This is a genomic window from Burkholderia sp. SJZ089 (assembly GCF_007828315.1).
Lineage (GTDB): Bacteria > Pseudomonadota > Gammaproteobacteria > Burkholderiales > Burkholderiaceae > Burkholderia > Burkholderia gladioli.
The window spans coordinates 1-25,180 of record NZ_VIUM01000018.1 but is presented as its reverse complement, the minus strand read 5'-3'; the positions used below and the strand labels follow the sequence as shown (position 1 = coordinate 25,180).

Here is a 25,180-nt window from a genome sequence, read left to right as displayed (position 1 = left end):
TCCCTCATGAGCCAGCCGAACCTCCCGACCTATGCCGATGTCGCCGCCGCCGCCGAACGCATCGCGGGTCACGCCCACCGCACGCCCGTGCTGACCTCGCGCACCGTCGACGAGGAACTGGGCGCGCAGGTCTTTTTCAAGTGCGAGAACTTCCAGCGCATGGGCGCCTTCAAGTTCCGCGGCGCCTTCAACGCGCTGTCGCGCTTCAGCGAGGCGCAGCGCAAGACCGGCGTGGTGGCCTTCTCCTCGGGCAACCATGCGCAGGCCGTCGCGCTGTCGGCCAGGCTGCTCGGCATGCCGGCCACCATCGTGATGCCCCACGACGCGCCGGCCGCCAAGGTGGCCGCCACGCGCGGCTATGGCGGCCGCGTGGTGATCTACGACCGCTACCAGGACGACCGCGAGCAGATCGGCCGCGCGCTCGCCGAGAAGGAAGGCCTCACGCTGATCCCGCCTTACGACCACGCCGACGTGATCGCCGGGCAGGGCACGGCGGCCGCCGAGCTGTTCCAGGAAGTGGGCGCGCTCGACGCCGTGTTCGCGCCGCTCGGCGGCGGCGGGCTGCTGTCGGGCACCGCGCTGGCCACCCGCGAGCTGTCGCCGGGCGCCGAGCTCTACGGCGTCGAGCCGGAAGCCGGCAACGACGGCCAGCAATCCTTCGCCTCGGGCTCGATCGTCCATATCGATACGCCGAAGACCATCGCCGACGGCGCGCAGACGCAGCATCTCGGCAAGCTGACCTTCCCGATCGTCCGCCGCGACGTGAACGCGATCCTGACCGCCAGCGATGCCGAGCTGGTCGAATGCATGCGTTTCTTCGCCTCGCGCATGAAGATGCTGGTCGAGCCGACCGGCTGCCTGTCCTTCGCGGCGGCTCGCCAGCGCAAGGCGCAGCTCGAGGGCAAGCGCGTGGGCATCATCGTCAGCGGCGGCAATGTCGACCTGGAGAAGTTCTGCGCGCTGATCGGCGCGGCGGGCTGAGAATCCGGCGGCCCGCGCCGGGCCCGCCTAGCCATCGAAGCCTTCCAGGCAAACGGGAGGTCGTTGCGAGTGCAACGACCTCCCGTTTTTCATTGCGCCGCGGTGCCGGCCGAGCGCCGCCACGGCGGCGGATCGAGCGCGCGCCTGGCGGCCTCGAGGAACAGCCGCTGGCGGATCGTCAACTGCCGGCGATCCGGCACCAGCGCCATCACCGGCGCCGGCGCGAGCCGCCAGCCCGGCAGCACGCGCACCAGCCGCCCGGCCGCGATCAGCGGCGCCGCATCCCATTCCGAACGCTCGATGATGCCCAGGCCCGCCGCGGCCCAGTCGCTGATCACGGTGCCGTCGTTGGAGCCGAGCAGGCCGCTCACGCGCACCGTCACCGGCTTGGCCGGCGGCGCGCCGCGGCGGGGCGGCACGTCGGGCGTGAAGCGCCAGCGCAGTTGCTCCTCGTCGTTCTCGCGCAGGCACAGGCAGGGATAGCGCGTCAGCTCGGAGGGATGCGAGAGCACCAGGCGCCGCGCCAGCTCGGGGCTCGCGCACAGCAGCCGCTCGTTGGGCGCGAGATGGTGGCCGATCCAGGACGAGGCGCGGATCTGGCCGATATGCACCACCACGTCGGCTTCCGGCGCGGCCGCGAAAGGGTTGTCGGCCAGTTGCAGCGAGATCTGCAGCCGGGGATGGTCGCGATGCAGGTCGCGCACGATCGGCGCGACGTGGGCGCGGCCGAAGCCGAACGGCGCGACGATGCGCAGCGTGCCGCCCACCTGGCCGCTGTCGCCGGCCAGGCGCGCCGGAATCGACTCGATCCGCTCCAGCAGTTCGACGGCTTCCTGCAGCAGTTGCCGGCCTTCCTCGGTCAGCGTCACGCCGCGCGCCTCGCGCAGCGCGAGGCGCAGCCCGAGCCGTTCTTCCAGCCGCTGCAGGCGCGAGGTGACGGCCGGCGGCGTGAGATCGAGCAGGCGCGCGGCGGCGGCCATCGAACGCGCGGCGCCGAGCGCGCGGATCATGCGCATGTCGTCGAGATCGAGCAAGGGCGTTCCGGTATCGATGGGGCGGGAGAGGGCGTCGTGCCGGCCCGTTCATCCCGTCCGCTCGGGCGAGCGGATCAGGGCGTCCACCGGTACACGACGATGCTGGAGCCATTGTAATTGTCCTTGGTCAGCACGTACTGGCCCGTCGAGCTCAGGTAGGCGCGCAGGCCGAACATCGAATCGACGTCGTTGCCGACATCCATCGAGGCGGTATTGGTGTTGACCAGAGTGGTGACCAGGCTGCCGGTGGCGAGGTCGAACACGTCGATGTTCGGCACCGTGTGCACGTAGCCGACGAACAGGTAGCGCCCGGCCACGGCGATCGTCTTCGGGTTCGGGCTCGCCAGGTCGATCACCGGGCTCGGCGTGCGATTGCCCGCCATCCAGCCGTGATAGATCTCGATATGACCGTTCATCGCGGTCCAGTCCCAGTAGCCGGCGAAGCCCTGTGCCAGCACCATGGTGTCGGTCGAGCTCTGGTAGATCACGCGCGAGGTCGGCTGCGCGCTGGCCGGCACCGGCATCGCCACGCCCTTGCCCCAGGACGGCGCGCCGCTCGCGCTGAAGCCGGCGAACGGCCAGTGCGTGACCTGGCTGGAGCCCTGCAGGCCGGCCCAGACGTCGCCGTTGTCGTCCAGGCAGAAGCCGCCCGTGACGATCGCGCTGGCGCCGAACAGCTTGCCCGGCAGCGAGCCGTCGGGGATCGCGATATAGCCGCTGGCGGCCGGGTTGAAGTGATAGAAGTTGTAGATGTCGGGGTTCTGTCCGTTGGCCACCAGGATGCGGTTGCCGCCGACACTGACCAGTTGTCCGAAATGCTGGCCGCGCTGGTAGTCGGTCATCGACAGGCGCGGATCGTTCGGGTAGGTGAAGGGATCGACCGTATTGGCGACGAAGTTGCCGCCGCCGCTGCCCGAATAGATGTTCATGCCGCTATAGAACAGCGCGCCGTCGGTCACCGGATCGGGCGCGGCCAGCGCCTCGAAGTTCAACGCCTGCAGCTTCCAGATCAGGTTGCCGTTGCCGTCGTAGGCCTGCAGGTCGGTCGGGCCGTTGCGGCCCAGGTCCCAGCCGCCGCCCCAGGGATTGTTGAGCACGTAGAGCGTGCCGGCCGCGTCGCGGCCGATGCCCACCACGCGCGTAAAGCGCTTGTCGCCCACCTGGCCCTTGATGCCGGTGGTGGTGTCGAGGTAGCCGCCCGTCACGCCGAAGGTGCCGACCAGGGCCGGCTGGCCCGTCACCGAATAGCGCTTGATGTTCATGTCCGGGCCCGAGTCGCCCACCATCAGCTGGCCGGTCGGCGTGTCGTAGTAGAGCGCCGAGGGCCGCGCGCTGGCGCCCATCTGGATGGTGTTGAGCAGGGCGCCGGCCGCGCTGTACTCGACGATCGTGCCGGTGTTCTTCTGCGCGATCCACAGGTTGCCGGCCGCATCGAGCGCCAGCGCGCCGGGGCTGGCGATCTGGATGTCGCGCTGCCAGACGCCGTCGGTGCTGAACACGCGCACGCGGTTGCCGAAGTAGTCGCTCGCGTACAGCGTGGTGCCGGCGGTGGCCAGGCCGGTGATCACGTCGTACTTGCTGATGTTGCTCCAGACGCTGACGTTGATGGTCAGGTCGCGCAGGCCGGTGGCGCGGTTGTAGCGGCCGACGAAGCCGCTCTGGTTCTTGCCCTGCAGCGGCGTGAAGATCGAGGTGGCGTTGCCGGTGATCGCGCCGCCCTGGAACTCGGCATGCGTGCCGATCGAGCCGAGCGTCTTGCCGTTCTGGTAGACGCCGACGCCGCCGGCGTTCTCGTCCCAGAACGAGGCCGTGTAGACCACGCCTTCCGGCGCGATCCACAGCGAGCGCGCGCCGTTGCCGACGTGCGAGGCGATCGTGCCGTAGGTGTTGGCGATCCAGTCGGTGGCGTATTGCGCGTGGCCGAGCGGGGCGAAGGCGGCCAGGCAGGCGGCGGCGATGGCGGCGCGAAGACGGGGCTTGGACATGTGAGGTCTCCTGACGAGGGACGGGCGGCGAGGGCGGGGGCCGACAAACGTCAGACAGATATCACAGAGAAATCGGAAAAAAATTCCGCAACCTCGAATCGGGCCGCGCGGGGCGCGGGAAAGCGACGATTGTCACGGTTTCGTGACAGACCTGTCGCCCCGCTGACATGTTGATGTCGAAGGCGACAGGGGCGATGGCGTGCCAGGCAAGCCTGGTGCTGCCGATTCATTTCGGAGCACGACGCGTCATTGCCAGGCGGCCCAGATCAGATAGCCGTTCAGCGCGAGGATCAGCAGCGTCGCGCTGGCCGCCACCGCGAGCAGCGCGCGGCCCGGCGCGAACGCACCCATCAGCTCGCGCCGCGCCGAGAGCACCAGCAACGCGATCATCGGCATCGGCAGCACGAAGCTCAGCACCACCTGGCTCAGCACCATCGCATGCGTGACGTCGCAGCCGGCCGCCACCACCGCGAAGGCGGGCACGATGGTGATCGCGCGGCGCAGCCAGATCGACAGGCGGCGATGGATGAAGCCCTGCATCACGATCTGCCCGGCCATGGTGCCGACCACCGAGCTGGAGATGCCCGAGCTCAGCAGCGCGACCAGGAACAGCGCGCCAGCGGCCGGCCCGAGCACGGGGATCAGCGCGTGATAGGCCTGGCCGATGTCGCTCATGCCGGGCGCGCCGTGATGGAAGGCCGAGGCGGCGGTCAGCACCATCGCCAGGTTCACGCCGCCGGCCAGGCCGAGCGCGGCCACCACCTCGCGGTTCGAGAAGCGCAGCAGGCGGCGGCGCTCCGTATCGTTGCGCGGCGCGGTGCGCTGCTGGGTGAGCCCCGAATGCAGGTAGAGCGTGTGGGGCATGATGGTGGCGCCGATGATGCCGACCGCCAGCGTCAGCGCGGTGCGATCGCTCAGTTGCGGCACCACCAGGTGCCAGGCCACCGAGCCCCAGTGTTGCGGCGCGATCAGCAGCTCGCCCAGGTAGCTCGCGCCGATCAGGCCGACCAGGGCCGCGATGGCCGCCTCGAGCGGGCGGAAGCCGCGTTTCTCGAGCAGCAGGATCGCGCAGGTGGCCAGCGCGGTGGCCACCATGCCCGCCATCAGCGGCAGGTGGCAGAGCAGCGCGAAGGCCAGCGCGCCGCCGAGGAACTCGGCCAGGTCGGTGGCCATCGCGGCGATCTCGGAGGCGATCCACATGGTCCACACCAGCGGCGTCGGGAAGTGGTCGCGGCACAGCTCGGCCAGGTTGCGGCCGGTGACGATGCCGAGCTTGGCCGACATCGCCTGAAACAGCATGGCCACCAGGTTGGCGGCCAGCACCACCCACAGCAACTGATAGCCGTAGGCGGCGCCGGCCTGGATATTGGTGGCGAAGTTGCCGGGGTCCATGTAGCCGATCGAGGCGACCACGGCCGGCCCGACGAAGGGCAGCAGCGCGGCGAGCCCGCGGCGGCGCCCTTCGAGCACGGCGCGCGCGGCCTGTTCGGTGCGTTCGGTGGAAAGGCCCGGCAGCGCGAGGCCGGCGGCGAGTTTGCTCGGAATGGAGGACATGTCGTATTGGGATTCTGGGCTGGAGGGAGGGCCTGTCTCGGTCTCGTGGCGCGGCCGGCGGGAAGGCGCCGGCCGCGCCACGGCGCATCAGAGCGGCACGACGTCGGGGCGCGTGCGCGGGAACTGCGCGATCACCTCGGGCGCGAGCTTCAGGTGCGCCTCGACCAGTTGCGGCGGCGTGTGGGCCAGCCAGTCGGACAGCGAGACCTCCTGGTAGCGGTCGGTCTTGAAGATCTCCAGGAACACCAGGTCGGTGGTGCCGGTGTTCTGCACGTAGTGGCCGAGGCTCTTCTTCACGTAGCCGATATCGCCGGCGCGGAAATCGGCCGTCATCGCCTTGGGGCCGGTGTCGAACACCGTCATGCGTGCCTCGCCCTGAATGTAGTACTGCCATTCATCGGCGTTCGGGTGCCAGTGCAGCTCGCGCATGCCGCCCGGATGCACGGTCACCAGCGCCGCGGCCACCGTCTTCGAGGCGTTGAAGTTGCTGCTGTCGGCGATCCGCACCTCGCCGCCGCGCGTCTTCACCAGCGGCCGCAGGTCGCCGAGCGAGAACACGAAGGGATAGGGCGGCGAGCCCTTGGCCGAGGCGGCGGCACGCTGCGCCTCGGCCAGCGGCCCCGGCATGTCGCCCTGGAAGATCCACAGGTTGTCGGTCGGGATGTTGCGAAACGAATCGGCCGGCACGCCGAAGTTCAGCGCCAGTACCTCGGGCGGCGTGTGCGCGATCCAGTCGGTCAGCAGCAGGGTGTTGAATTCGGAAGCCTTGCCGTCGTCGAAGGCGATCATGAACTCGCAGCCGTCCGAGCCGATTCCCTGCAGCGAATGCGGCAGCCCCGGCGGGAAATACCAGAGGTCGCCCTGCTTCACGTCGGCCACCTGCGGGCGGCCCAGTTCGTCGAGGATGGTGATCCGGCAGCGGCCGTCCAGCATCACCGCCCATTCGGCTTGCTGGTGCCAATGCATTTCGCGAATGCCGCCGCGCGTCAGGCGCATATTCACGCCGGAAATCGTTTCGGAAATTGCAAAATCGTCTTGCGTAACCTGGCGTGCCCAACCGCCATTCTGGATTCGCTTATGCGCGTTATTGAACGAGGACCAGAATAAGGGCATGCCGTCCACGTCGGTGGCGGGTGGATCCTGGAATGCGGGGAATTGATTGGCGAGCGGCGGATTCTTCGGGCCCGGGTCCACCAGGCTACGCGGATTGGCGGCATTGATCGCGCCTTCCGGCGGGCTGTCGGGATTGCCGAAGGTAGCGGCTTTCGCCGAGGCGGCGACGCCCGCCGCGGCCAGCGCACCGGCCGTTTGCGCGAGCATCTTGCGACGTTGCAGATTGGTCATGCCTGACTCCGTTATGGGTTTCGGGATTGCGGGGTTGCGAATTGCCATTCGAATTTCAATCGAGTGATTCGGGGTGGTGAATTCGTGTGACCAGTTAAATGCAAATCCGATGAAAATAAAAATGAATAGTTGAAATGGATTAATGAATTTTCCTGATTCGCCTTTGGTTTGTAATTCGTGTGATGAGGCGTTGATTTTTATTTCAATGTCGTTAGTTTTTTGTGGATATATCGATTGTTGATGAATTTGGTTTTATTGTTTCGATTGTTGGATCGATATGCGGTGAGGTGCGCGGATCGGGCGCCAGTAGCTGAAGCAGGGTGCCGGTAGCGCCGGCAGGAAGCGAGCGTTCCGAAAAAGAGGGCGGTATGTACGGTGAGGTTCGTGGAGTCTTTGTTTGCCGCCGTGATTTGGTCAATAAGACGATTCCTATAAGAAAAATAGGACTATCCAAGTCCATTTCTCATGTTTCATAATTTCGCCATGCCGATCCGGATTGATGGGTCGACTGATGCCGGTTCTCCAGAGTCGCTTGATTAATTCGATTACCGTCGAATGGACGCAATCATTGCGTCGGCCTCGTTGCGCCTGCGCTTCGGGGAATGAACGATATGCCAGCTTCTGGCGGTTGCATCTGGTATCTCGAAATGCGGATGGCATGTCGTCTCCGCTCGTCTCGGCCCGGTTTTACCCGGCCGCCTGGATGTGGTCGCCACCCAAGATGTGGTGAATATTTTTTATTGAAGACATAAGAAAGGCCGTCGTGAATAAGATATATAAAACCGTTTGGAATGCGGCGCTGTCGTCATGGGTGGCGGTGTCGGAAGTCGATGTGTTCAAGGGAGGCGGATGTCGCGCCGCGCTTTCGCCGGTCAATTCGCCGCGAGAAATCCGGCTCGGCCTGAGCAAGATGGCCGTGGTAGTACTCCTTTGTTACGGAGGTATCGAATCCTCCTGGTCGGCGGCGATCGTGAATTGCGCAGAGAAGGGCACTCATGCCTATGGGTCCTGGGGTGAGACGGCAGAATCGCTCTCATGGACGCGCAATCAACGTCAAACGATGCCGCAAGGAGCTGAATGTGCCGGAAGCGGCCTCTATCTGGGTGAATCAAACGCGGGAACGGCGCCGATGAAGGCGGGGAAGGAGTCCGCTGTCATCGTGATGGGGGAGATTTCGTTTGAGAAGGCGCCTTCAGCAGGTGAGGCACCGGGACAGCCGAAGAGGAGGACGTTCTCGAAGGGCGCGATCCTGATTTCTGGCCCGACGGAGCTCACGCTGGAGAGCCGCAACGGGAAAATCTCGCTGGAAGGGAAAGGCATTGAACTGAAGGGAGGCAGCGCTGGCGTCTCGGTGAAGGGAGGAAAGATCACCGATCTTGCCGAAGGAACGGCGAATAGTGATGCCGTCACCAAGTCGCAATTGGAAAAAGCGCTCGAGCAGAGAGCAGTCAGTGGCGACGTCACGTCGTTGTCGAGCGGCTTGAGCACGACCAACAGCAGCGTCACGTCGCTGTCGTCGGGCTTGAGCACGACCAAGAGCAACGTCACATCGTTGTCGTCGGGCTTGAGCACCACCAGCAGCAGCGTCACGTCGTTATCGTCGGGCTTGAGCACGACCAGCAGCAATGTCACGTCGTTGTCGTCGGGCCTGAGCACTACCAGCAGCAGCGTCACGTCGTTGTCGTCGGGTTTGAGCACGACCAGCAGCACCGTCACATCGCTGTCGTCTGGTTTGAGCACGACCAGCAGCACCGTCACGTCGCTGTCGTCGGGCCTGAGCACGACCAACAGCACCGTCACGTCGCTGTCGTCGGGCTTGAGCACCACCAACAGCACCGTCACATCACTGTCGTCGGGTTTGAGCACCACCAACAGCACCGTCACATCACTGTCGTCGGGTTTGAGCACCGCCAACAGCACCGTCACATCACTGTCGTCGGGTTTGAGCACCACCAACAGCACCGTCACGTCGCTGTCGTCGGGCTTGAGCACAACCAGCAGCAATGTCACCTCGCTGTCCTCCGGCTTGTCCTCGGCCACCAGCAGCATCGGCTCGTTGTCCACCGGCCTTGCGCAGACCAACAGCAGCGTCGCTTCGCTGTCCACTTCCACCTCGTCGAGCGTCGGTTCGCTGTCGACCTCGATCAGCTCGATCGCCAGTTCCTCCGGCAGGATCGGCGGCGGCGTGGCCTCGGCATTGGGCGGTGGCGCGACCTACGACCCGGCCACCGGCACCTTCACGGCACCGACCTACACGACCCACAAGGCCGACGGCACCACCGCGAAGGTCGACAACGTCGGCGATGCGCTCGACAGCATCAATTCAACCGGCATCAAATACTTCCACACGAACGCGACGGGCAAGGATTCGATCGCGAGCGGCGTCGACAGCATCGCGATCGGCCCGAGCGCCACGGCGAACGCGGACAACTCGGTGGCCATCGGCAAAGGCTCGATTGCCTCGGCCGCGATGCCGGTGAGTTCCGCGACGATCGGTGGAAGCACCTTCGGCAACTTCGCCGGCAGCAAGCCGGTCGGCACGGTGAACATCGGCGCGCCCGGTTTCGAGCGGCAGTTGACGGGTCTCGCAGCCGGCCGGATCTCGGCAGGCAGCACCGACGCGGTGAACGGCAGCCAACTGTTCCAGACCAATGCGGCGGTCGCCTCGCTGTCGAGCAGCCTGAGCACTGCGGCGGGCACGCTTTCGAACTCGGTCGCCTCGCTGTCCACCTCCACCGCGGCATCGCTGAGCAAGCTCTCCTCGTCCATTTCTTCCCCGATCCTGCAGGGCTCGCTGTCGACGGGCGTGTCGTCGTCCAACGGCTCGGTATCCTCGCCGTCCACCTCGGCCGGTTCATTGTCCACCGGTCAGTCGAACTCGGGCACCACGCTGGCCTCGCTGTCCACCGGCACTTCGTCCAACAGCGGCTCGGCGTCCACCGGTACCTCGCCCAACGCCGGTTCGCAGCCCCCCGGCACCTCGGCCACCATCGGCTCGCTGTCCACCAGCGTCGGCGCCACCAGCGTTCAGACGGCCTCGCTTTCGACTTCGGCGCCCGACAACACCCCGCGCCTGCCTACCGCGGGCGGCTACGCGGGCGACATGTCGGCGCCGGGCGCCAAGGCGCCCTCGGTCAAGACCGGCTCGAACTCGGTGGCGCTCGGCCAGGGCTCGACCGATGGCGGCCGCTCGAACGTGGTGTCGGTCGGCAGCGCGGCCCAGCAACGGCAGATCACCCATGTCGCGCCCGGCACGGAAGGCACGGACGCCGTCAACCTCAACCAATTGAATGCGGTGTCGACTTCCATGTCGCAAGCGCTGGCCGGCCAGCAAAACCAGCTCGACGGCCTGAGCACGCAAGTTCGGCGCACGGCCGACATGGCACGCCAGGGCATCGCCGCGGTCGGGGCGATGGCCTCGATTCCGCAACTCGACGCGAATTCTAATTTCGGCATGGGGTTGGGCACCGCCAGCTTCGCCGGGCAGAAGGCGATCGCGGTGAACATGCAGGCGCGCATTTCGGACAACCTGAAGGCGGCGGTCAATGGTGGCTTCAGTGGCGGCCAGGCCGTGGTGGGCGCGGGGATGTTGTACCAGTGGAAGTAGCTCGCCGCCTGGAGACGCGCTTGCCAGCGCAGCGCGAACCTGGCCGCGCGATAATGCGCGGGCGGCGCGCAGCGGCACGCCGCGCAACGGCGGCACCCACGGGGGATCTCTCGCATGGCGAAGCACGAACACACTTATCGCATATCGGTCGAGTGGACCGGCAACCGCGGCACCGGCACCTCGGCCTATCGTGACTATGGACGCGACCACCTGATCCGCGCGGACGGCAAGCCCGACGTGCCGGGCTCGTCCGATCCCGCCTTCCTCGGCGACGCGAAGCGCTGGAACCCCGAGGACCTGCTGGTGGCCTCGCTGTCGGCCTGCCACAAGCTCTGGTACCTGCACCTGTGCGCCGAGGCCGGTATCGCCGTGCAGGCCTATGTCGACGAGGCCGTCGGCACCATGATCGACAGTCGCGAGGGCGGCAGCTTCACCCAGGTGGTGCTGCGTCCGCGCGTGACGATCCGCGCCGGCGACGATGCCGAGCGCGCGGCTGCGCTGCATCACGATGCGCATCGTGCCTGCTACATCGCCAATTCGATGAATTTCCCGGTGACGTGCGAGCCCGTGATCGAGCACGCGCCGGGCTGATCGCAGGTTTCGGATAACGAAGGAATCCGGCGTGCCGCGTCGCCGGATGAAACCCGGAGCGGTTGCGCAAGGGAAGCAACGCACGCGCCTCGAACAGGCGCATGCCGGGTGAAGCGGCCTTCGATCAGGCGCCGCGCAGCGGCAGGATCTCGATCCAGTTGGCGCCCTTGCCGCATTCGATGCGGGTGGCGGGCGTCAGCGCACCGGTGGCCGTATCGACACGATACAGCGAGATGGACGTCGACAGCTCGCCGCTGGCCGCCAGCAAGGAACCATCGGGCGAGAGGCGGATGCCGCGCGGCTGCGGCTCGGTCTCGATGCAGCTCGTGTAATGCAGCTTGCGGTTCTCGTCGATGCGGAACGTGATCAGGCGATTCGCGGTGCGCTCGGTGGCGAACACGAAGCGGCCGTCCGGCGAGACCTGCAGGTCGGCGGCCCAGATCACGGGCGAGGTCGGCGCGGGCGGGCGCGGCGCGCCGTGCGCCAGGTGCGCGATGCTCGGCGCGAGATCCGATTCCACCGGCTCGCCGAGTTCGCCCGTCACCGGATCGCGCGGAATCGCCAGCACGGTGCCGTGGAATTCGCCGATCACATAGAGCGTCGCGCCGTCCGGCGCGAGGCGCAGATGGCGCGGCCCGAAGCCGGCCGGCGTGGCCAGCTCGCCGCGCGCGATCAGCGCGGCTTCCTCGCCGGCGCGCGCGATGCCGTAGAACAGGACGCGGTCGGAGCCGAGCGAGGCCGCGTAGACATAGCGGTCGTCGTCGGAAACGATGATCGAGTGCGCGTTCTGGATCCGGTCGATGAACTGCAGCGGCGCGCCGTCGCCGCTCTCGACACGTTTCGCATCCCACACGAACAGCCGGCTGCCGCCGTAGGAGGCGCCGAACAGCAGGCGTCCCGCGCGATCGACCGACAGGTAGGCGAGGCTGGCGTCGATCGGCGTCGAGAAGCGCTGCGTGAGCGTGCCGTCGGCGCCGATGTCGTAGCCGACGATGGTCGGCTGCGTGCCGCGCGTCGCGACATAGAGCTGGCGGCCGTCGTGCGTCGGCGCTTGCGGCATCACCACGCTGCCCGCCGGCGTGCGCGCGATCGGCGCGAGGCGCGCTTGCGCGGCATCCAGGTGATAGACGGAGAGATCGCCGTCCTCGGCGTTCGAGACGGTGACGAGGTGGGTGGGGGACAGCGCTGTGCTCATCGGGATCGCGGAAGGAGTCGTGAATGGGACGTGACGGACGACGACGCTCGCTTGGGCGGGGGCATCGTCCCGTAAGTGTTACGTCATCATATGACATCGCGAAAGGCTGGCGCAATCGCCGAGACCGACAACTCAGCGTAAACGCGGAGAATTTCCCCGTGTGTCAGGGAAAGAAGGGCCGAGCGGGGAGCGTTTGTTCCTTGGTTGTACGACAACATGGGCTCGATTGAGCGGAGAAGGCGCCGGGGTGCCGAAACCGTGCCCGCCTTCCTGCCGGCTTGCCCGCCCTCAATCCATCGCGACCGGCTTGCCCTCGTAGCGCGCCGCGTCGCTGCCGTCGTCGGCGGCGGTCAGTTCCTCCAGCGCGAGCCCGCGCGTCTCAATGCCGAGCCAGGCCACCGCCAGCGCCGCCACCACGAAGGACAACGCGCCGAGCGTGAACACGCCGCCCTGGCCGAACAGCGGCAGCACCACGCCCACCGCATACGGCCCGATCAGCGAGCCGACGCGGCCGATCGCCGAGGCGAAGCCCGAACCGGTTGCGCGCGCACCGGTGCCGTAGAGCTCGGGCGTGTAGGTATAGAGCGCGGCCCACATGCCGAACAGGAAGAACTGCATCACCAGCCCGGTGCCGATCAGCAGCGCGACGCTCTGTCCGTGCAGGGCCGTCTGGCCATAGACGTAGGCCATCACGCCGCCGCCCACCAGCGAGGCGATGGTGGTCGGCTTGCGGCCCCAGCGCTCGATCAGCCAGGCCGCGCAGAGGAAGCCCGGCACGCCGCCCAGCGAGATCAGCACGGTGTAGAGCACCGACTGCGTGACGGCGTAGCCGGCTTGCTGCAGCAGCGCGCCGAGCCAGGAAGTCAGGCCGTAGAAACCGAGCAGGGCGAAGAACCACAGCAGCCAGACCATGGTGGTGCGGCGTCGGTAAGGGCCGCTCCAGATCTCGCGGAACGCGCCGCGGCCGCGCGCGGCGGGCGGTTCGGCCAGCCGCGACGGTGCCGGCAGCCGGCTCAGCCCGGTCGAGCGCATTACCTTGGCCTCGATGCCGTCGAGGATCCGGTCGGCCTCCGCGGCGCGGCCATGATGCTCGAGCCAGCGCGGCGATTCGGGCACCAGCCGGCGCACCACCAGCACGAACACGGCGGGGATCGCGAGCAGCGCGAACACCATGCGCCAGCCCAGCGCCGGCAGCACGAAGTAGGACACCACGCCGGCGCAGATGAAGCCGAGCGGCCAGAAGCCGTCCATCAACGCGATCAGGCGGCCGCGCCTGGCGGCCGGCACGAATTCGGAGAGCAGCGTCTGCGCGACCGGGAATTCCATGCCCATGCCGATGCCGAGCAGCACGCGCCAGGCGATCAGCGCCTCGACGCTCTGCGCGGTCGAGCACAGCCAGGAGGCCGCGCCCCACAGCACCATGCTCCACTGGAACACCGGGCGGCGCCCGAAGCGGTCGGCCAGCAGCCCGGCCACGGCCGCGCCCAGCACCATGCCGAAGAAGCTCGCGCTGGCCACCAGGCCGGCGGCCGCGGTGCTCAGGCCGAACTCCTTGCGGATCGAGCCGAGCACGAAGGTCATGGTGCCGAGGTCGACCGAGTCGAAGAAGAACGCGATCGCGACGATCACGAAGATCAGCTTGTGATAACCGGAGAACGGCAGGCGTTCGAGGCGGGCGGCGGCGCTGGCGCGCGGGGCGGAAGGGGCGGCTGGAGCGGAAGGGGCGGCGGCGGGCATGGCGTCCTCTGGCAGGGGCCGGCCTCGGAACGAGGCGGCGCCGTGTCAGTAGACGTGGCCATTAATCCCCGCCATAGAACGAATTCGGCATCGCACTGGAACAGGCGCGCCATGGCCGCGGCGCGCCCCGGTGCCGCGGGCGAGGCTTATTTCTTCAGGCGATAGCCGGTGCGGAAGATCCAGGCCACCACGAACAGCAGGGCCACCAGGAAGGCCAGCGTCATCGCCAGGCTGATGCCCACGTGCACGTCGGCCAGCCCGAAGAAGGCCCAGCGGAAGCCGCTGACCAGGTAGACGATCGGGTTGAACAGCGTGACCACGCGCCAGAACGGCGGCAGCATGTCGACCGAGTAGAAGCTGCCGCCGAGGAAGGTCAGCGGCGTGACGATCAGCAGCGGCACCAGCGAGAGCTTCTCGAAGCTGTCGGCCCAGATGCCGATCACGAAGCCGAACAGGCTGAAGGTGATCGAGGTCAGCACCAGGAACAGCACCATCCAGGCCGGATGCAGGATGTGCATCGGCACGAACAGGCTGGCGGTGATCAGGATGATCACGCCCAGGATCACCGACTTGGTGGCGGCCGCGCCCACGTAGGCGGCCACGATCTCCCAGTAGGACACCGGCGCCGACAGCACCTCGTAGATGGTGCCGGTGAAACGCGGGAAGTAGATGCCGAACGAGGCGTTCGAGATGCTCTGCGAGAGCAGCGACAGCATCACCAGGCCCGGCACGATGAAGGAGCCGTAGCTGATGCCGTTCACGGCGCTGATGCGCGAGCCGATCGCCGAGCCGAACACCACGAAGTAGAGCGAGGTGGAGATCACCGGCGCGATGATGCTCTGGGTCAGGGTGCGGGCGGTGCGGGCCATTTCCGCGCGGTAGATCGCGCGAATCGCATGGAAGTTGGTCATTCGTTGTCCTGTCGGGCGGTCAGGCGGGGGTGGCGGTTTTCGAGGCGGTGCGGCCGCTGTCGATCAGGCTCACGAAGATTTCCTCGAGCGAGCTCTGCGAGGTCTGCAGGTCGCGGAAGCGCACGCCGGCCTCGGCGAGCGCGCCGAGCAGGGTGGCGATCGCCTGCTCGCGTTCGGCCTCGTAGGTATAGACCAGCTCGTTGCCGTCCTTGGCCAGCTCGAGGCGGAAGCCCGCCAGCGCCGCCGGGATCGCGGCCAGCGGCGCGTCGAGCTGCAGCGTGAGCTGCTTCTTGCCCAGCGAGCGCATCAGCTCGGTCTTCTCCTCCACCAGCATGATCTTGCCGCCGTTGATGATGCCGATGCGGTCGGCCATCTCCTCGGCTTCCTCGATGTAGTGCGTGGTGAGCACGATGGTCACGCCGTCGGCGCGCAACTGGTCGACCAGCTTCCACATGTCGCGACGCAGCTCGACGTCCACGCCGGCGGTGGGCTCGTCGAGGAACAGGATGCGCGGCTCGTGCGAGAGCGCCTTGGCGATCATCACGCGGCGCTTCATGCCGCCCGACAGCGTGATCAGCTTGCTGTCGCGCTTGTCCCACAGCGAGAGGTCCTTCAGCACCTTCTCGATATGGGCCGGGTTCGGCGCCTTGCCGAACAGGCCGCGGCTGAAGGAGACGGTGTTCCAGACCGATTCGAAGGAATCGGTGGTCAGCTCCTGCGGCACCAGGCCGATCATGGTGCGCGCGGCGCGGTAGTGGCGGGCGATGTCGTGGCCGCCCACCGAGACGCTGCCCTCGCTGGGCGTGACGATCCCGCAGATGGTGCTGATCAGGGTGGTCTTGCCGGCGCCGTTGGGGCCGAGCAGCGCGAAGATCTCGCCGCGGCGGATCGAGAGGTTGACGTCGTCGAGCGACTTGAAGCCGGACGCGTAGGTTTTCGACAGATGGGAGACGGTCAGTATCGGTTCTTGGCTCACGGTCGAATCGGGGCGGTGCGGCGGGCGGCGCGCGCGGGGGAGCCGCGCGGGCACCGGAGCCGCCGGTGTCGGGAACGCTATGGTACCAATCGCGCTATGGATATGCGCGAGACAGGATAGCGAGGTGAGGGGGAAGCGTTCGATTCGGGCAGGGTAGCGCGAATCGATGACGGGAAGTGCGGGTTGGGGAAAACAATCCCCGTCGATGCGGGGAATTTGTTTGGCAGCGGCGGCGAATGTGATTCGAAACGGTGCGCCGGCAAAGCCTTAGCGCGAGCCCTCGTCTTAGCGCGAGCCCTCGTGCCTGCTGCGCACGATCATCAGGATGCCGGCCCCGGCCACCGCGGCGCCGAACAGCATGCGCCAGCTCAGCGGTTCGCGGAACATCGCCCAGGCCCACACCAGGGTGACGGCGGGGCTCAGGAACAGCACGCTCGACACGCGCGCGGACGAGGAGCGCTTCAGGCACAGCCAGTAAAGGCCGTAGCCGCCGAGCGTGGAGAGGATCGCGGTCCACGCCATGCCGGCCGCGAAGCCCCAGGTGGGCACCGGCCTCAGGCTGCCTTGGGCGCCCTGCAGGAACAGGAAGAGGATGCCGGTCACCACGCAATGAAGCCACAGGGCGGCGATCGGGTTCAGATGGCCGGCCCCGGTGGAAAGCCGCTTGCGCCAGACCGCGGCCGCCGCCAGGCACAGCATGCCGGCGATCGGCAGGCCCAGCGCCCAGATGGGCGCGGCGCCGAGCCGGAAGGCGTCGCGGCTGGCCAGGAGCACGCCGACCACGCCCAGCACCAGCCCGGCCCAGACCCCGGCCGGGCTGCGTTCCCTGAAGACCAGGGTGGAGATCAGCACCGTGCCGACCGGCAACAGATCGGCGATCAAGGCCGAGAGGCCGGCCGACACGCCGAACTCGATGCCCTTGGCCACGCCGGCCAGATAGCCCCCCATCGCCATTGCGCCGATCGCGGCCTCGCGCAGCAAGGTGGCGCGCGACGCCGAGCGTATCTCGCGCGCCACGAACGGCCAGAGGCCGATCGACAGCACGACGCAGCGCCAGAACACCATCAGGTAGATCGGCGCGTAATCGGCGGCGAAGCGCAGGCCGACGAAGCCGGAGCTCCAGGCCAGCACCATCAGGCATTCGAGTATCGGCAGCGGGATCTGGCGCGCTTCGACGCTCGCGGCGCCAGGGGCGAGGCAGGATGGCTCGGCTTTGTTCATGCACCCAGCCTAAGTGCCCGACGTCGATTAGAAAATCAAAATATACTGGCCAAGTCGTTCAATAAACTTGAACCATATGGACACCATTCTCGACATCGAGCTGCTGCGTACCTTTCATGCCGTGGCGCGCCTGGGCAAGTTCCGCGCGGCGGCGGAGCTGGTGCACAAGAGCCCCGCGGCGGTCAGCATCCATATCCAGCGGCTGGAGGCCGTGGCGGGCGGCAGGCTGCTGGAGCGGGACAACCAGAGCGTCACGCTGACGGCGCTGGGCAAGCGCCTGCTGGCCAGCACCGGCGAGTTGCTCAGCGCGCATGACCGCGTGCTCCAGGAGATTCGCGGGAAGTCGGTGGCGGCGCGCATCGTGCTCGGGTTGCCCGATGAATACGCGGCGCACGTGATCCGGGACCTGCTGCCCGGGTTCGCGGCGAGCTGGCCGAACGTGGTGATCGAGATCCGCACCGGGCCGAGTTTCGAGCTGCGGGAGCTGGTGGCGCGAGGCAAGCTCGACCTGGCCTTGGTGGTGCAGCCGATGCAGGCGCATCGGCGCGCGGATCTCCTGACGGTAACCACGCCGGTGTGGGCTTGCAGCCGCGCCTTCGTGCTCGATGCGGATCAGCCGCTGCCCTTGGCGCTGTATGCCGAGCCTTGTCCGTATCGTCTTGCCATGACGAGCGCGCTCAAGCAGACCGGCGCGGCCTGGCGCGTGATCATCGAAAGCGCGTCGAGCCAGGCCATCAATGCCTGCGTGGAGGCGGGGCTGGGGGTGACCCTGGTGGATCGGGCGCGTGTCACGTCGCGCATGCGCGTGCTCGATGGACTGCCGCCGATCGACGAGCACGAGATCGTCTTGATTCGGAATCCGGAAGGTGACGAGAAGGAAGCGATGGAATTATTGGTCGCGACGTTTCGGGAACAGTTTCGTTTGCATGCTCCCGATTGAACGGCACGTCGTCGTGCGTCACGAACATCCGAGGTGTAGAGAACCCGACCCGACGTACGGCTTCCTCGAGTTCCACTTCCCGCGGATCGGTCTGAGGCGGCTTCAGGCTGGCTTCGATGCCCGCCAGGGCGAGTTCGCGGGAAACGCGCCGATGGATTCTCCACGCAACAAACGCAGGACGACAGCACGTTTGAACATGACAAAATTTTTCTGAAAAAAATGCCCGGGTAAACCCAGGCGAACAGTTCAAACCACGATCAGGGGCAATCGCCATGGATCAACTGGCATTCGAGGCCAATTGGATGATGCTCAAGTCGCTATTTTCCAGATGCCTGCTTGCCCGTCATCCGAATAATCCGGAAGCATCCTACCAGGTCGCTTGTTGAGCGATGGCGCCGGCGTTGGCCTGCTGCGATACCTGCGTGATAATCTGGCTCGCCGCGGAGAATGAGGTATTCATGTAAATTTTCGTGAAGGAATGGCCCAGCATATCGTAGTCAAGGTGCAGATACATCCAGAGGTTCGGCGGCAACGCGGTCTTGCCGAGGAGGGGGATCACGAGGTCCGACGTCGAGGTCAGGTAGCTGGAACCTGGTAGCAGGTAACGCGCGGCATTGCCGACATTGACCGTGCTGACGTTGCCTCGTGCCTGCGCAAGCTCGGTGATCAGCACATTGGCTCCGAAATTGGCGTACAGAGTGCCCTGCGAGTGGCCCACCAGCACGATTTTTCGGTTTTGCTTCAGATACTCGCGGTATTGCTTCAGGTGCTCCGGTAATTCAGGAATTTGGTTGTTGCTGAGGATATCGATATATTTCTGCTTGAGCGCCGCATCCATGCCATTGGCCGGAACGCTGCCGCCGTCAATCATCCGCCAGAAGTCAGCCGGACTCGAACCCTCGATCCACTTTTGCTTGAATACCTGATAGATGTCCCACAACACACCGTCGCTTGCATTGTAGGCGTTTCCGTAGACGTAGGCGTTGTTTGCATTGCGCGCATTCATCTGGGTCTTGAGGACCTGCAGGCTCGCGACGGCATCGTCAAAGGAGTTGTTGATGCCGTTGACGAAGACGATCGCGGTATTCGACGGGGCGGTCGAAATGGCCGGCGCCGCATTCAGCTGCATGGAGTAGGGCAGCGCGAGCAGCGATCCGGAAATCATCAGGCTGACTAATTTTCTCATCGGAGAGCGTCCTTTGGTGAGGGAAGGGCACGGCAAGGGGGTGCTCAGTTCTGCCGCAAGCTCGGATCGAAGCGGCAGGGCCGGGCACCGGGATCGTTGAAATACTGGCCGCCGGCCAGCGATTGAAAACGGATATAGGCCTGCGTGTCGGCCTCCGTGTCGAGCATGACCGCCCGCGTGTTCTTGATCCGGTCGAGCATTGCCTGCTGGTCGACGCCGGATTTGGCGAGCACGCCCTGGCTCAACGCGCAGGCGATGCCCTCGGCGATGGCATTGCCGGCTTCCTTCGCATCGGCAGGCGTGTGAACCTCGTGAATGGCCTGGCGCCAGCCCTGGGCGATCTGCGTGAGCGCCTCGCGGGTGACAGCCGAGTTCGCGTATTGGGTGGCGATATGCTCGGTGACTCGGGCCGGAAGGGGCGGCGGGGGGCGGCCTTGCCCCACGGCCGATGACGATACGCCGGAGAACGCGTTAGCCATCGGCGCATCGGCCGGCGGGTCGATATGGGTGGGCCGATCGGCCGATGCCGAGGTCTCTCTCGCCACGATCGCGAAACACAAGCATGCCAGCAGCCCTGCCGCGAGTATCGCGGCAACGACGTATTTCCAACGCATTTTTCGTCTCCCACGATTTCTTCTTTGTTGAGAATTTCACTGAATCTTTAAAATTGAATCGGGTGCCTCGCTATTCGACAGGGTTCAAAAAACCAACAGGGTCTGGGCATCAGTCGAGATGGGTCCGAGAAGGGAGCGATCTTCACGCTACATTTTTTGCGAATCTATAAGAAGAATCCGAGGCGTCACTTCCAGTCGCGAGGCCACCCAAACAAAAAAAAGCGCCACTCGCCTTGAAAGGCGAGTGGCGCTCCACATTCCAGCCGCTCAGCGCGGGCTCAAACCAATTCCACCTCCCTCAAGGGCTTCCCACCCCGTGCCGGCGCACCATTCGCCACGTAGTACTTCGCCGTCGACCTCGCCAGCGGTGCCTTGCCGCGAATCCGATCCGCGATCTTCTCCGCGATCATGATGGTCGGCGCGTTGAGATTGCCGGTGGTGATGATCGGCATGATCGACGCATCCACCACCCGCAGCCCCTCGATGCCGTGCACGCGGCCCTGGTGATCGACCACGGCCATGTCGTCATAACCCATCTTGTTCGAGCAGGACGGATGGAAGGCCGTTTCCGCGCGCTGCCTGACGAAGGCATCCAGCTCCGCATCGCTCTTCAGGTTCGCGCCCGGGTTCAACTCCTCGCCGCGATAACGGTCCAGCGCCGGCTGCCGCATGATCTCGCGCGTGGCGCGGATCGCGTCGCGGAACTCGCGCCAGTCGAGCGCCTCGGCCATGTAGTTGAACAGGATGCTCGGATGTGCGTTCGGATCGCGCGACTTCAGCTTCACGCGGCCGCGGCTCGGCGAGCGCATCGAGCCCACGTGAGCCTGGAAGCCGTGCATCTCGATCGCGTTCGAGCCGTTGTAGTTGATCGCCACCGGCAGGAAGTGATACTGGATGTTCGGCCAGAGGTCGTCGTCGCGCGTGCGGATGAAGCCGCCCGCCTCGAAATGGTTGCTGGCGCCCAGGCCGGTGCCGTTCAGCATCCACTCCAGGCCGATCTTCGGCTGGTTCCACCATTTCAGTGCCGGGTAGAGCGAGACCGGCTCCTTGCAGGCGTACTGGATGTACATCTCCAGGTGATCCTGCAGGTTGTTGCCGACGCCGGGCAGGTCCAGCACCACCGGGATGTCGAGTTCCTTCAGCCAGGCGCCGGGGCCCACGCCCGAGCGCTGCAGCAGTTGCGGCGAGGCGATCGCGCCGCTGCACACCAGCACCTCGCGGCGCGCGTGCGCGGTCACGGGCTGGCCGCCGCGCAGGTAGGCCACGCCGGTGGCGCGCTTGCCGGTGAACAGCACGCGATCGGCCACGGCGTGCGTGACGATCTCGAGGTTCGGCCGCGCGCGGGCCTGGTCGAGGTAGCCGCGCGCGGTGGAGGCGCGGCGGCCCTTGGGCGTGACGGTGCGATCCATCGGCCCGAAGCCTTCCTGCTGGTACCCGTTCAGGTCGTCGGTGCGCGGGTAGCCCGCCTCGACGCCGGCTTCCACCATCGCCTCGAACAGCGGATTCACGCCCGGCTTGCTGGTGGTGACCGACACCGGGCCGTCGCCGCCGTGATAGTCGTTGGGGCCGACGTCGCGCGTCTCCGCCTTGCGGAAGTAGGGCAGGCAGTCGAGGTAGGACCAGTCTTCCAGGCCCTGGTGGGCGGCCCAGTTGTCGTAGTCGAGCGCGTTGCCGCGGATGTAGCACATGCCGTTGATCAGCGAGGAGCCGCCCAGGCCCTTGCCGCGCCCGCATTCCATGCGGCGGTTGTCCATGTGCGGCTCGGGATCGGTCTCGTAGGCCCAGTTGTAGCGGCGCCCCTGCAGCGGGTAGGCGAGCGCCGCCGGCATCTGCGTGCGGAAGTCGAAGCGGTAGTCGGGGCCGCCCGCTTCCAGCAGCAGCACCGTGACGTCGGCGTCCTCGGTCAGCCGCGTCGCGAGCACATTGCCGGCCGAACCGGCGCCGCAGATGATGTAGTCGTATTCGCGCGTCGTCATGACTTGGCTCCTTTCCTGGTTTGTTTCAGAACACGGGGTTGTAGCGGCCCAGCTCGACCTGCACGGACTTGATGCGCGTGTAGTGCTCGAGCGTGGTGATGCCGTTCTCGCGGCCCACGCCCGATTGCTTGTAGCCGCCCACCGGCATCTCGGCCGGCGATTCGCCCCAGGTATTGATCCAGCAGATGCCGGCCTCGAGCCGGTGGATCGCGCGGTGCGCGCGCGACAGGTTCTCGGTCACCACGCCCGCGGCCAGGCCGTAGTCGGTGGCATTGGCGCGCTCGATGGCTTCCTCCTCGGTGGCGAAGTCGAGAATGCTCATCACCGGCCCGAAGATCTCCTCGCGCACCACCCGCATCTCGTCGCGGCATTCGGCGAACACCGTCGGCGCGACGTACTGGCCGTTCGCGAAGTGTCCTTGCGTCAGGCGCTCGCCGCCGGCCAGCAGCTTCGCGCCCTCGGCCTTGGCGCTCTCGATGAAGCCGAGCACCTTGTCGAGCTGGGCGGGGCTCACCAGCGGACCGAAGTTGGTGTCCGCGTCGGAGGGCTTGCCCACCCGGATGCGCGCCACGCGCTCCAGCACGCGCGCGATGAAGGCGTCCTTCACGGCGCGGTCGACGAACACGCGCGTGCCGTTGGTGCAGACCTGGCCGGCGCTGAAGAAGTTGGCGGTCACGGCGATATCGGCGGCGCGCTCGAGATCGGCATCGGCGAACACGATCAGCGGGGACTTGCCGCCCAGCTCCATGGTCACTTCCTTCAGCGAGGACGCGCCGGCCAGCGACATCACCTTCTTGCCGGTTTCCACGCCGCCGGTGAACGACACCTTGGCGATGCCGGGATGGGCCGTCAGCATCGCGCCCACCGCGCCGTTGCCCTGCACCACGTTGAACACGCCGGCCGGCACGCCGGCCTCGGTATAGATCTCGGCGAGCTTGAGCGCCGACAGCGGGGTGACCTCGCTGGGCTTGAAGATCATCGCGTTGCCGGCGGCCAGCGCCGGCGCGGTCTTCCAGCAGGCGATCTGGATCGGGTAGTTCCAGGCGCCGATCCCGGCGCACACGCCGAGCGGCTCGCGCCGCGTATAGACGAAGGACTCCTCGCGCAGCGGGATCTGCAGGCCCTCGATCGCGGTGGCCAGGCCCGCGTAGTACTCGATCACGTCGGCGCCGGTGACGATGTCCACCGCCAGCGTCTCGGCGATCGGCTTGCCGGTGTCGCGCATCTCCAGCTCGGCCAGCTCGTCGTTGCGCTCGCGCAGCAGCTCGACGGCACGGCGCAGGATGCGCGAGCGCTGCATGGCGGTCATCGCGGCCCACACGCGCTGGCCCTCGCGCGCCGACTCCACGGCGCGCTGCACGTCGGCCTCGCCGGCCTGCTGGATGGTGGCGAGGTGCTCGCCGGTGGCCGGATCGAGGCTGTCGAAGCTGATGCCGCTGGTGGCATCCACGTAGGCGCCGCCGATGTAGAGTTTTTGCAGACCGTAGACCGTCATGAAGTTCTCCTGATCAGTGAGCAGCGAGGCTCGGCGCCGCCGCTTGCGGCGCGAGCTGCTGGTCGATGTATTGGTTGGCGAGCCGCTGGGCGGTGCGGGTGTCGATCGGGCCGCCGGCCAGCGCGCCGCGCAGCCACAGGCCGTCGATCAGCGCGGCCAGGCCCACCGCCGCGTCGCGAGCGCGTTCGAGCGGCAGCAGCCTGGCGAACTCGGCGCACAGGTTCGAGTGCAGCCGCCGCGTATTGACCCGCTGCAGCCGGCCCAGTTGCGGCTGGTGCATGCTCTGCGACCAGAACGCGAGCCAGGTCTTCATCACCGGCGCGCTGACCTGGGTATCGTCGAAGTTGGCGGCCACGATCGCGCGCAGCCGCTCGCGCGGCTCGGGCGCCGCCGCGCCGCGCCGGCGCGAGGTGGCGAGCCACAGATCGCGCAGCACGTGGCGCATGGTGGCCTCGAGCAGGCCGTCCTTGTCGCCGAAGTAATGGCTGACGATGCCCGTCGAGATCTTGGCCCGCTGCGCGACCAGGGCCAGCGTGGTGCCGGGCAGGCCGGCCTCGTCGATCGTGTAGAGCGTCGCCTCGATCAACTGCGCGCGTCGGACTTCGCGCATTCCGAGTTTGGGCATGGCGGGGAAAAGGTGGCTGGAGGACAGAAGGTCGCATCCTAGCTATTTTTTATTGAACGTTCAATCAACAAAAACGGGATGGCGCCGCCATGCCCGCAAGCGGGGCGTCGAACTTGTCGGTTGGTCGAAAGAATTACCCGGAACTCGCCTGGGGCTCGGTCGGCGTTACCAATCCTTGGCCCGGAAAACAGAATGAGATGCTCTTGTAAAACAGTGAATTATGTTTAAGACGTTTGATTGGTGAAATTTTTTCGTATTCAAATTGGTCTGGAATCGTAGATTCGTTGCCTTGATGACAGTGATTGCGGCCGGCCCGACTCGGTCGTCGTTGCGCCCCGCCTTTGGAGGGCTCGGTTGCTGTCATGCAACAATGCGTCCAAATCGTTGACTGCAAAGAGGTCTATCGAATGATTCCGACCCGAAATGCTGCACCTGATAGATCTGACAGGACGGTGCCGGGCGTCTAGCACAAAAAATATGACAACGCCATGAAGGCCGTTTTTTCATGAGGATTTTCGAGGTAATTTTCCATGAAACATGGCTGTCGCAATGCAAATTTCCAACACTAAAATTAATCTGAATTGGTTGAATTTTTGTTGTTCCGCGTATTAGTATTCATACCCATGCAGATGTACCGGACGGTGCAATTTGTCAGTGATGGGGCAGCATCGAATCGGAAATAACGACATGCGTCTGAAGTCATTCTTACGAGGCGCCGGGGGCCACGAGGTTGTTGGGCGGAAAAATTTTCGCGTCAGACCGAGGGCGGTCGCATCGTCGCGAGACGGTGAGGACTCCGGCACAGGGAAGTAGCCGCCACGCTGTTCGCCGCGTGGCCGTGCTACGGGGGGCGCGCTCGCGCAAGCAGCGCGTATCGCATTTGTTTGCCGGGTTCCTTGCCGGAGATATGCCATGGCTATCGAGAAACTGGTCGTTCCGCTGCCGAACGGCTTGAAGGTGTACGTCGAGCATCACGTCTTCGATCCGTCCTATCCGACGGTGATCCTCATCAACGGCGCGCTCGCCACCACTGCATCGTTCGGCCAGACGGTGCGCTATCTCGGTGAACGTCTCAACTCGATCTGCTTCGACCTGCCCTACGCGGGCCAGTCCCGGCAGCACAACACCAGCAAGTTCGTGCTGACCAAGGACGACGAGGTCGAGATCCTGCTCCATCTCTGCGAGCGCTTCAGCCCGAGCTACCTGCT

Annotated in this window: 19 protein-coding genes and 1 pseudogene; 6 read left to right on the top strand and 14 right to left on the bottom strand. The window is 66.1% G+C overall.

Going from position 1 to position 25,180, the window contains the following annotated elements; translation table 11 throughout:
- Positions 1 to 6: 6 nt before the first annotated feature.
- Entirely contained in the window at positions 7 to 981 is a 975-nt protein-coding gene (locus FB600_RS28210) for a threo-3-hydroxy-L-aspartate ammonia-lyase (RefSeq protein WP_096752608.1), read from the top strand.
- An 89-nt stretch (positions 982 to 1,070) separates the two neighbouring features.
- On the opposite strand, the gene FB600_RS28205 is transcribed toward FB600_RS28210, so the two are convergent.
- The 4 genes from FB600_RS28205 to FB600_RS28190 form a co-directional block, all read right to left on the bottom strand.
- Positions 1,071 to 2,015: a LysR substrate-binding domain-containing protein gene (locus FB600_RS28205; protein ID WP_145757748.1), complete on the bottom strand. Its 945-nt coding sequence runs from the start codon at positions 2,013 to 2,015 to the stop codon at positions 1,071 to 1,073.
- A gap of 74 nt (positions 2,016 to 2,089) precedes the next feature.
- Positions 2,090 to 4,000, bottom strand: coding sequence for an SMP-30/gluconolaconase/LRE-like region family protein (locus FB600_RS28200; protein WP_105820517.1), 1,911 nt, complete (start codon positions 3,998 to 4,000; stop codon positions 2,090 to 2,092).
- A gap of 246 nt (positions 4,001 to 4,246) precedes the next feature.
- Positions 4,247 to 5,554: an Nramp family divalent metal transporter gene (locus FB600_RS28195; RefSeq protein WP_096752611.1), complete on the bottom strand. Its 1,308-nt coding sequence runs from the start codon at positions 5,552 to 5,554 to the stop codon at positions 4,247 to 4,249.
- Between the two features lie 87 nt (positions 5,555 to 5,641).
- On the bottom strand, positions 5,642 to 6,898 hold the full coding sequence (locus FB600_RS28190; RefSeq protein WP_098182586.1) for an oxalate decarboxylase family bicupin: 1,257 nt from the start codon (positions 6,896 to 6,898) through the stop codon (positions 5,642 to 5,644).
- A 763-nt stretch (positions 6,899 to 7,661) separates the two neighbouring features.
- On the opposite strand from FB600_RS28190, the pseudogene FB600_RS38200 reads away from it, so the two are divergent.
- The 3 genes and pseudogenes from FB600_RS38200 to FB600_RS28180 form a co-directional block, all read left to right on the top strand.
- A pseudogene (locus tag FB600_RS38200) lies at positions 7,662 to 8,303 on the top strand (ESPR domain-containing protein); the annotation flags it as partial.
- Positions 8,304 to 8,954: 651 nt separating this feature from the next.
- Positions 8,955 to 10,505: a YadA family autotransporter adhesin gene (locus FB600_RS37835; RefSeq protein WP_261383483.1), complete on the top strand. Its 1,551-nt coding sequence runs from the start codon at positions 8,955 to 8,957 to the stop codon at positions 10,503 to 10,505.
- A 114-nt stretch (positions 10,506 to 10,619) separates the two neighbouring features.
- On the top strand, positions 10,620 to 11,096 hold the full coding sequence (locus FB600_RS28180) for an OsmC family protein (protein WP_036054169.1): 477 nt from the start codon (positions 10,620 to 10,622) through the stop codon (positions 11,094 to 11,096).
- A gap of 124 nt (positions 11,097 to 11,220) precedes the next feature.
- Here FB600_RS28180 and FB600_RS28175 read toward each other — a convergent pair whose 3' ends face one another.
- From FB600_RS28175 to FB600_RS28150, 5 genes are all read right to left on the bottom strand, one after another.
- Entirely contained in the window at positions 11,221 to 12,291 is a 1,071-nt protein-coding gene (locus FB600_RS28175; RefSeq protein ID WP_098182588.1) for a lactonase family protein, read from the bottom strand.
- A gap of 288 nt (positions 12,292 to 12,579) precedes the next feature.
- A complete protein-coding gene (locus FB600_RS28170; RefSeq protein ID WP_145757750.1) occupies positions 12,580 to 14,028 on the bottom strand; it encodes an MFS transporter in 1,449 nt (482 codons plus the stop codon).
- A gap of 146 nt (positions 14,029 to 14,174) precedes the next feature.
- Positions 14,175 to 14,939 carry an ABC transporter permease gene (locus FB600_RS28160; protein WP_013689514.1) on the bottom strand — a complete coding sequence of 255 codons (765 nt, stop codon included), beginning with the start codon at positions 14,937 to 14,939 and terminating at the stop codon, positions 14,175 to 14,177.
- Positions 14,940 to 14,958: 19 nt separating this feature from the next.
- Positions 14,959 to 15,915: an ABC transporter ATP-binding protein gene (locus FB600_RS28155; RefSeq protein ID WP_036040470.1), complete on the bottom strand. Its 957-nt coding sequence runs from the start codon at positions 15,913 to 15,915 to the stop codon at positions 14,959 to 14,961.
- A gap of 285 nt (positions 15,916 to 16,200) precedes the next feature.
- The gene (locus tag FB600_RS28150; protein WP_145757751.1) at positions 16,201 to 17,136 is read right to left on the bottom strand and encodes a DMT family transporter; all 936 of its coding nucleotides are present in this window, start codon (positions 17,134 to 17,136) and stop codon (positions 16,201 to 16,203) included.
- 76 nt (positions 17,137 to 17,212) lie between these two features.
- Here FB600_RS28150 and FB600_RS28145 point away from each other — a divergent pair, with 76 nt between their 5' ends.
- On the top strand, positions 17,213 to 18,076 hold the full coding sequence (locus tag FB600_RS28145; protein WP_096752617.1) for a LysR substrate-binding domain-containing protein: 864 nt from the start codon (positions 17,213 to 17,215) through the stop codon (positions 18,074 to 18,076).
- A 367-nt stretch (positions 18,077 to 18,443) separates the two neighbouring features.
- Here FB600_RS28145 and FB600_RS28140 read toward each other — a convergent pair whose 3' ends face one another.
- The 5 genes from FB600_RS28140 to betI form a co-directional block, all read right to left on the bottom strand.
- Positions 18,444 to 19,262 carry an alpha/beta hydrolase gene (locus FB600_RS28140; protein ID WP_036054158.1) on the bottom strand — a complete coding sequence of 273 codons (819 nt, stop codon included), beginning with the start codon at positions 19,260 to 19,262 and terminating at the stop codon, positions 18,444 to 18,446.
- 44 nt (positions 19,263 to 19,306) lie between these two features.
- Positions 19,307 to 19,876: a hypothetical protein gene (locus tag FB600_RS28135; RefSeq protein ID WP_036054156.1), complete on the bottom strand. Its 570-nt coding sequence runs from the start codon at positions 19,874 to 19,876 to the stop codon at positions 19,307 to 19,309.
- Positions 19,877 to 20,154: 278 nt separating this feature from the next.
- Positions 20,155 to 21,852, bottom strand: a complete 1,698-nt coding sequence (betA, locus tag FB600_RS28130; protein WP_145757752.1) for a choline dehydrogenase — start codon at positions 21,850 to 21,852, stop codon at positions 20,155 to 20,157.
- Between the two features lie 25 nt (positions 21,853 to 21,877).
- The gene (gene betB, locus FB600_RS28125; protein WP_145757753.1) at positions 21,878 to 23,347 is read right to left on the bottom strand and encodes a betaine-aldehyde dehydrogenase; all 1,470 of its coding nucleotides are present in this window, start codon (positions 23,345 to 23,347) and stop codon (positions 21,878 to 21,880) included.
- 13 nt (positions 23,348 to 23,360) lie between these two features.
- Entirely contained in the window at positions 23,361 to 23,972 is a 612-nt protein-coding gene (betI, locus tag FB600_RS28120) for a transcriptional regulator BetI (protein ID WP_036040480.1), read from the bottom strand.
- Positions 23,973 to 24,884: 912 nt separating this feature from the next.
- On the opposite strand from betI, the gene FB600_RS28115 reads away from it, so the two are divergent.
- Positions 24,885 to 25,180 (top strand): alpha/beta fold hydrolase (locus FB600_RS28115; RefSeq protein WP_409995252.1); only part of this gene is annotated, 296 nt, incomplete at its 3' end.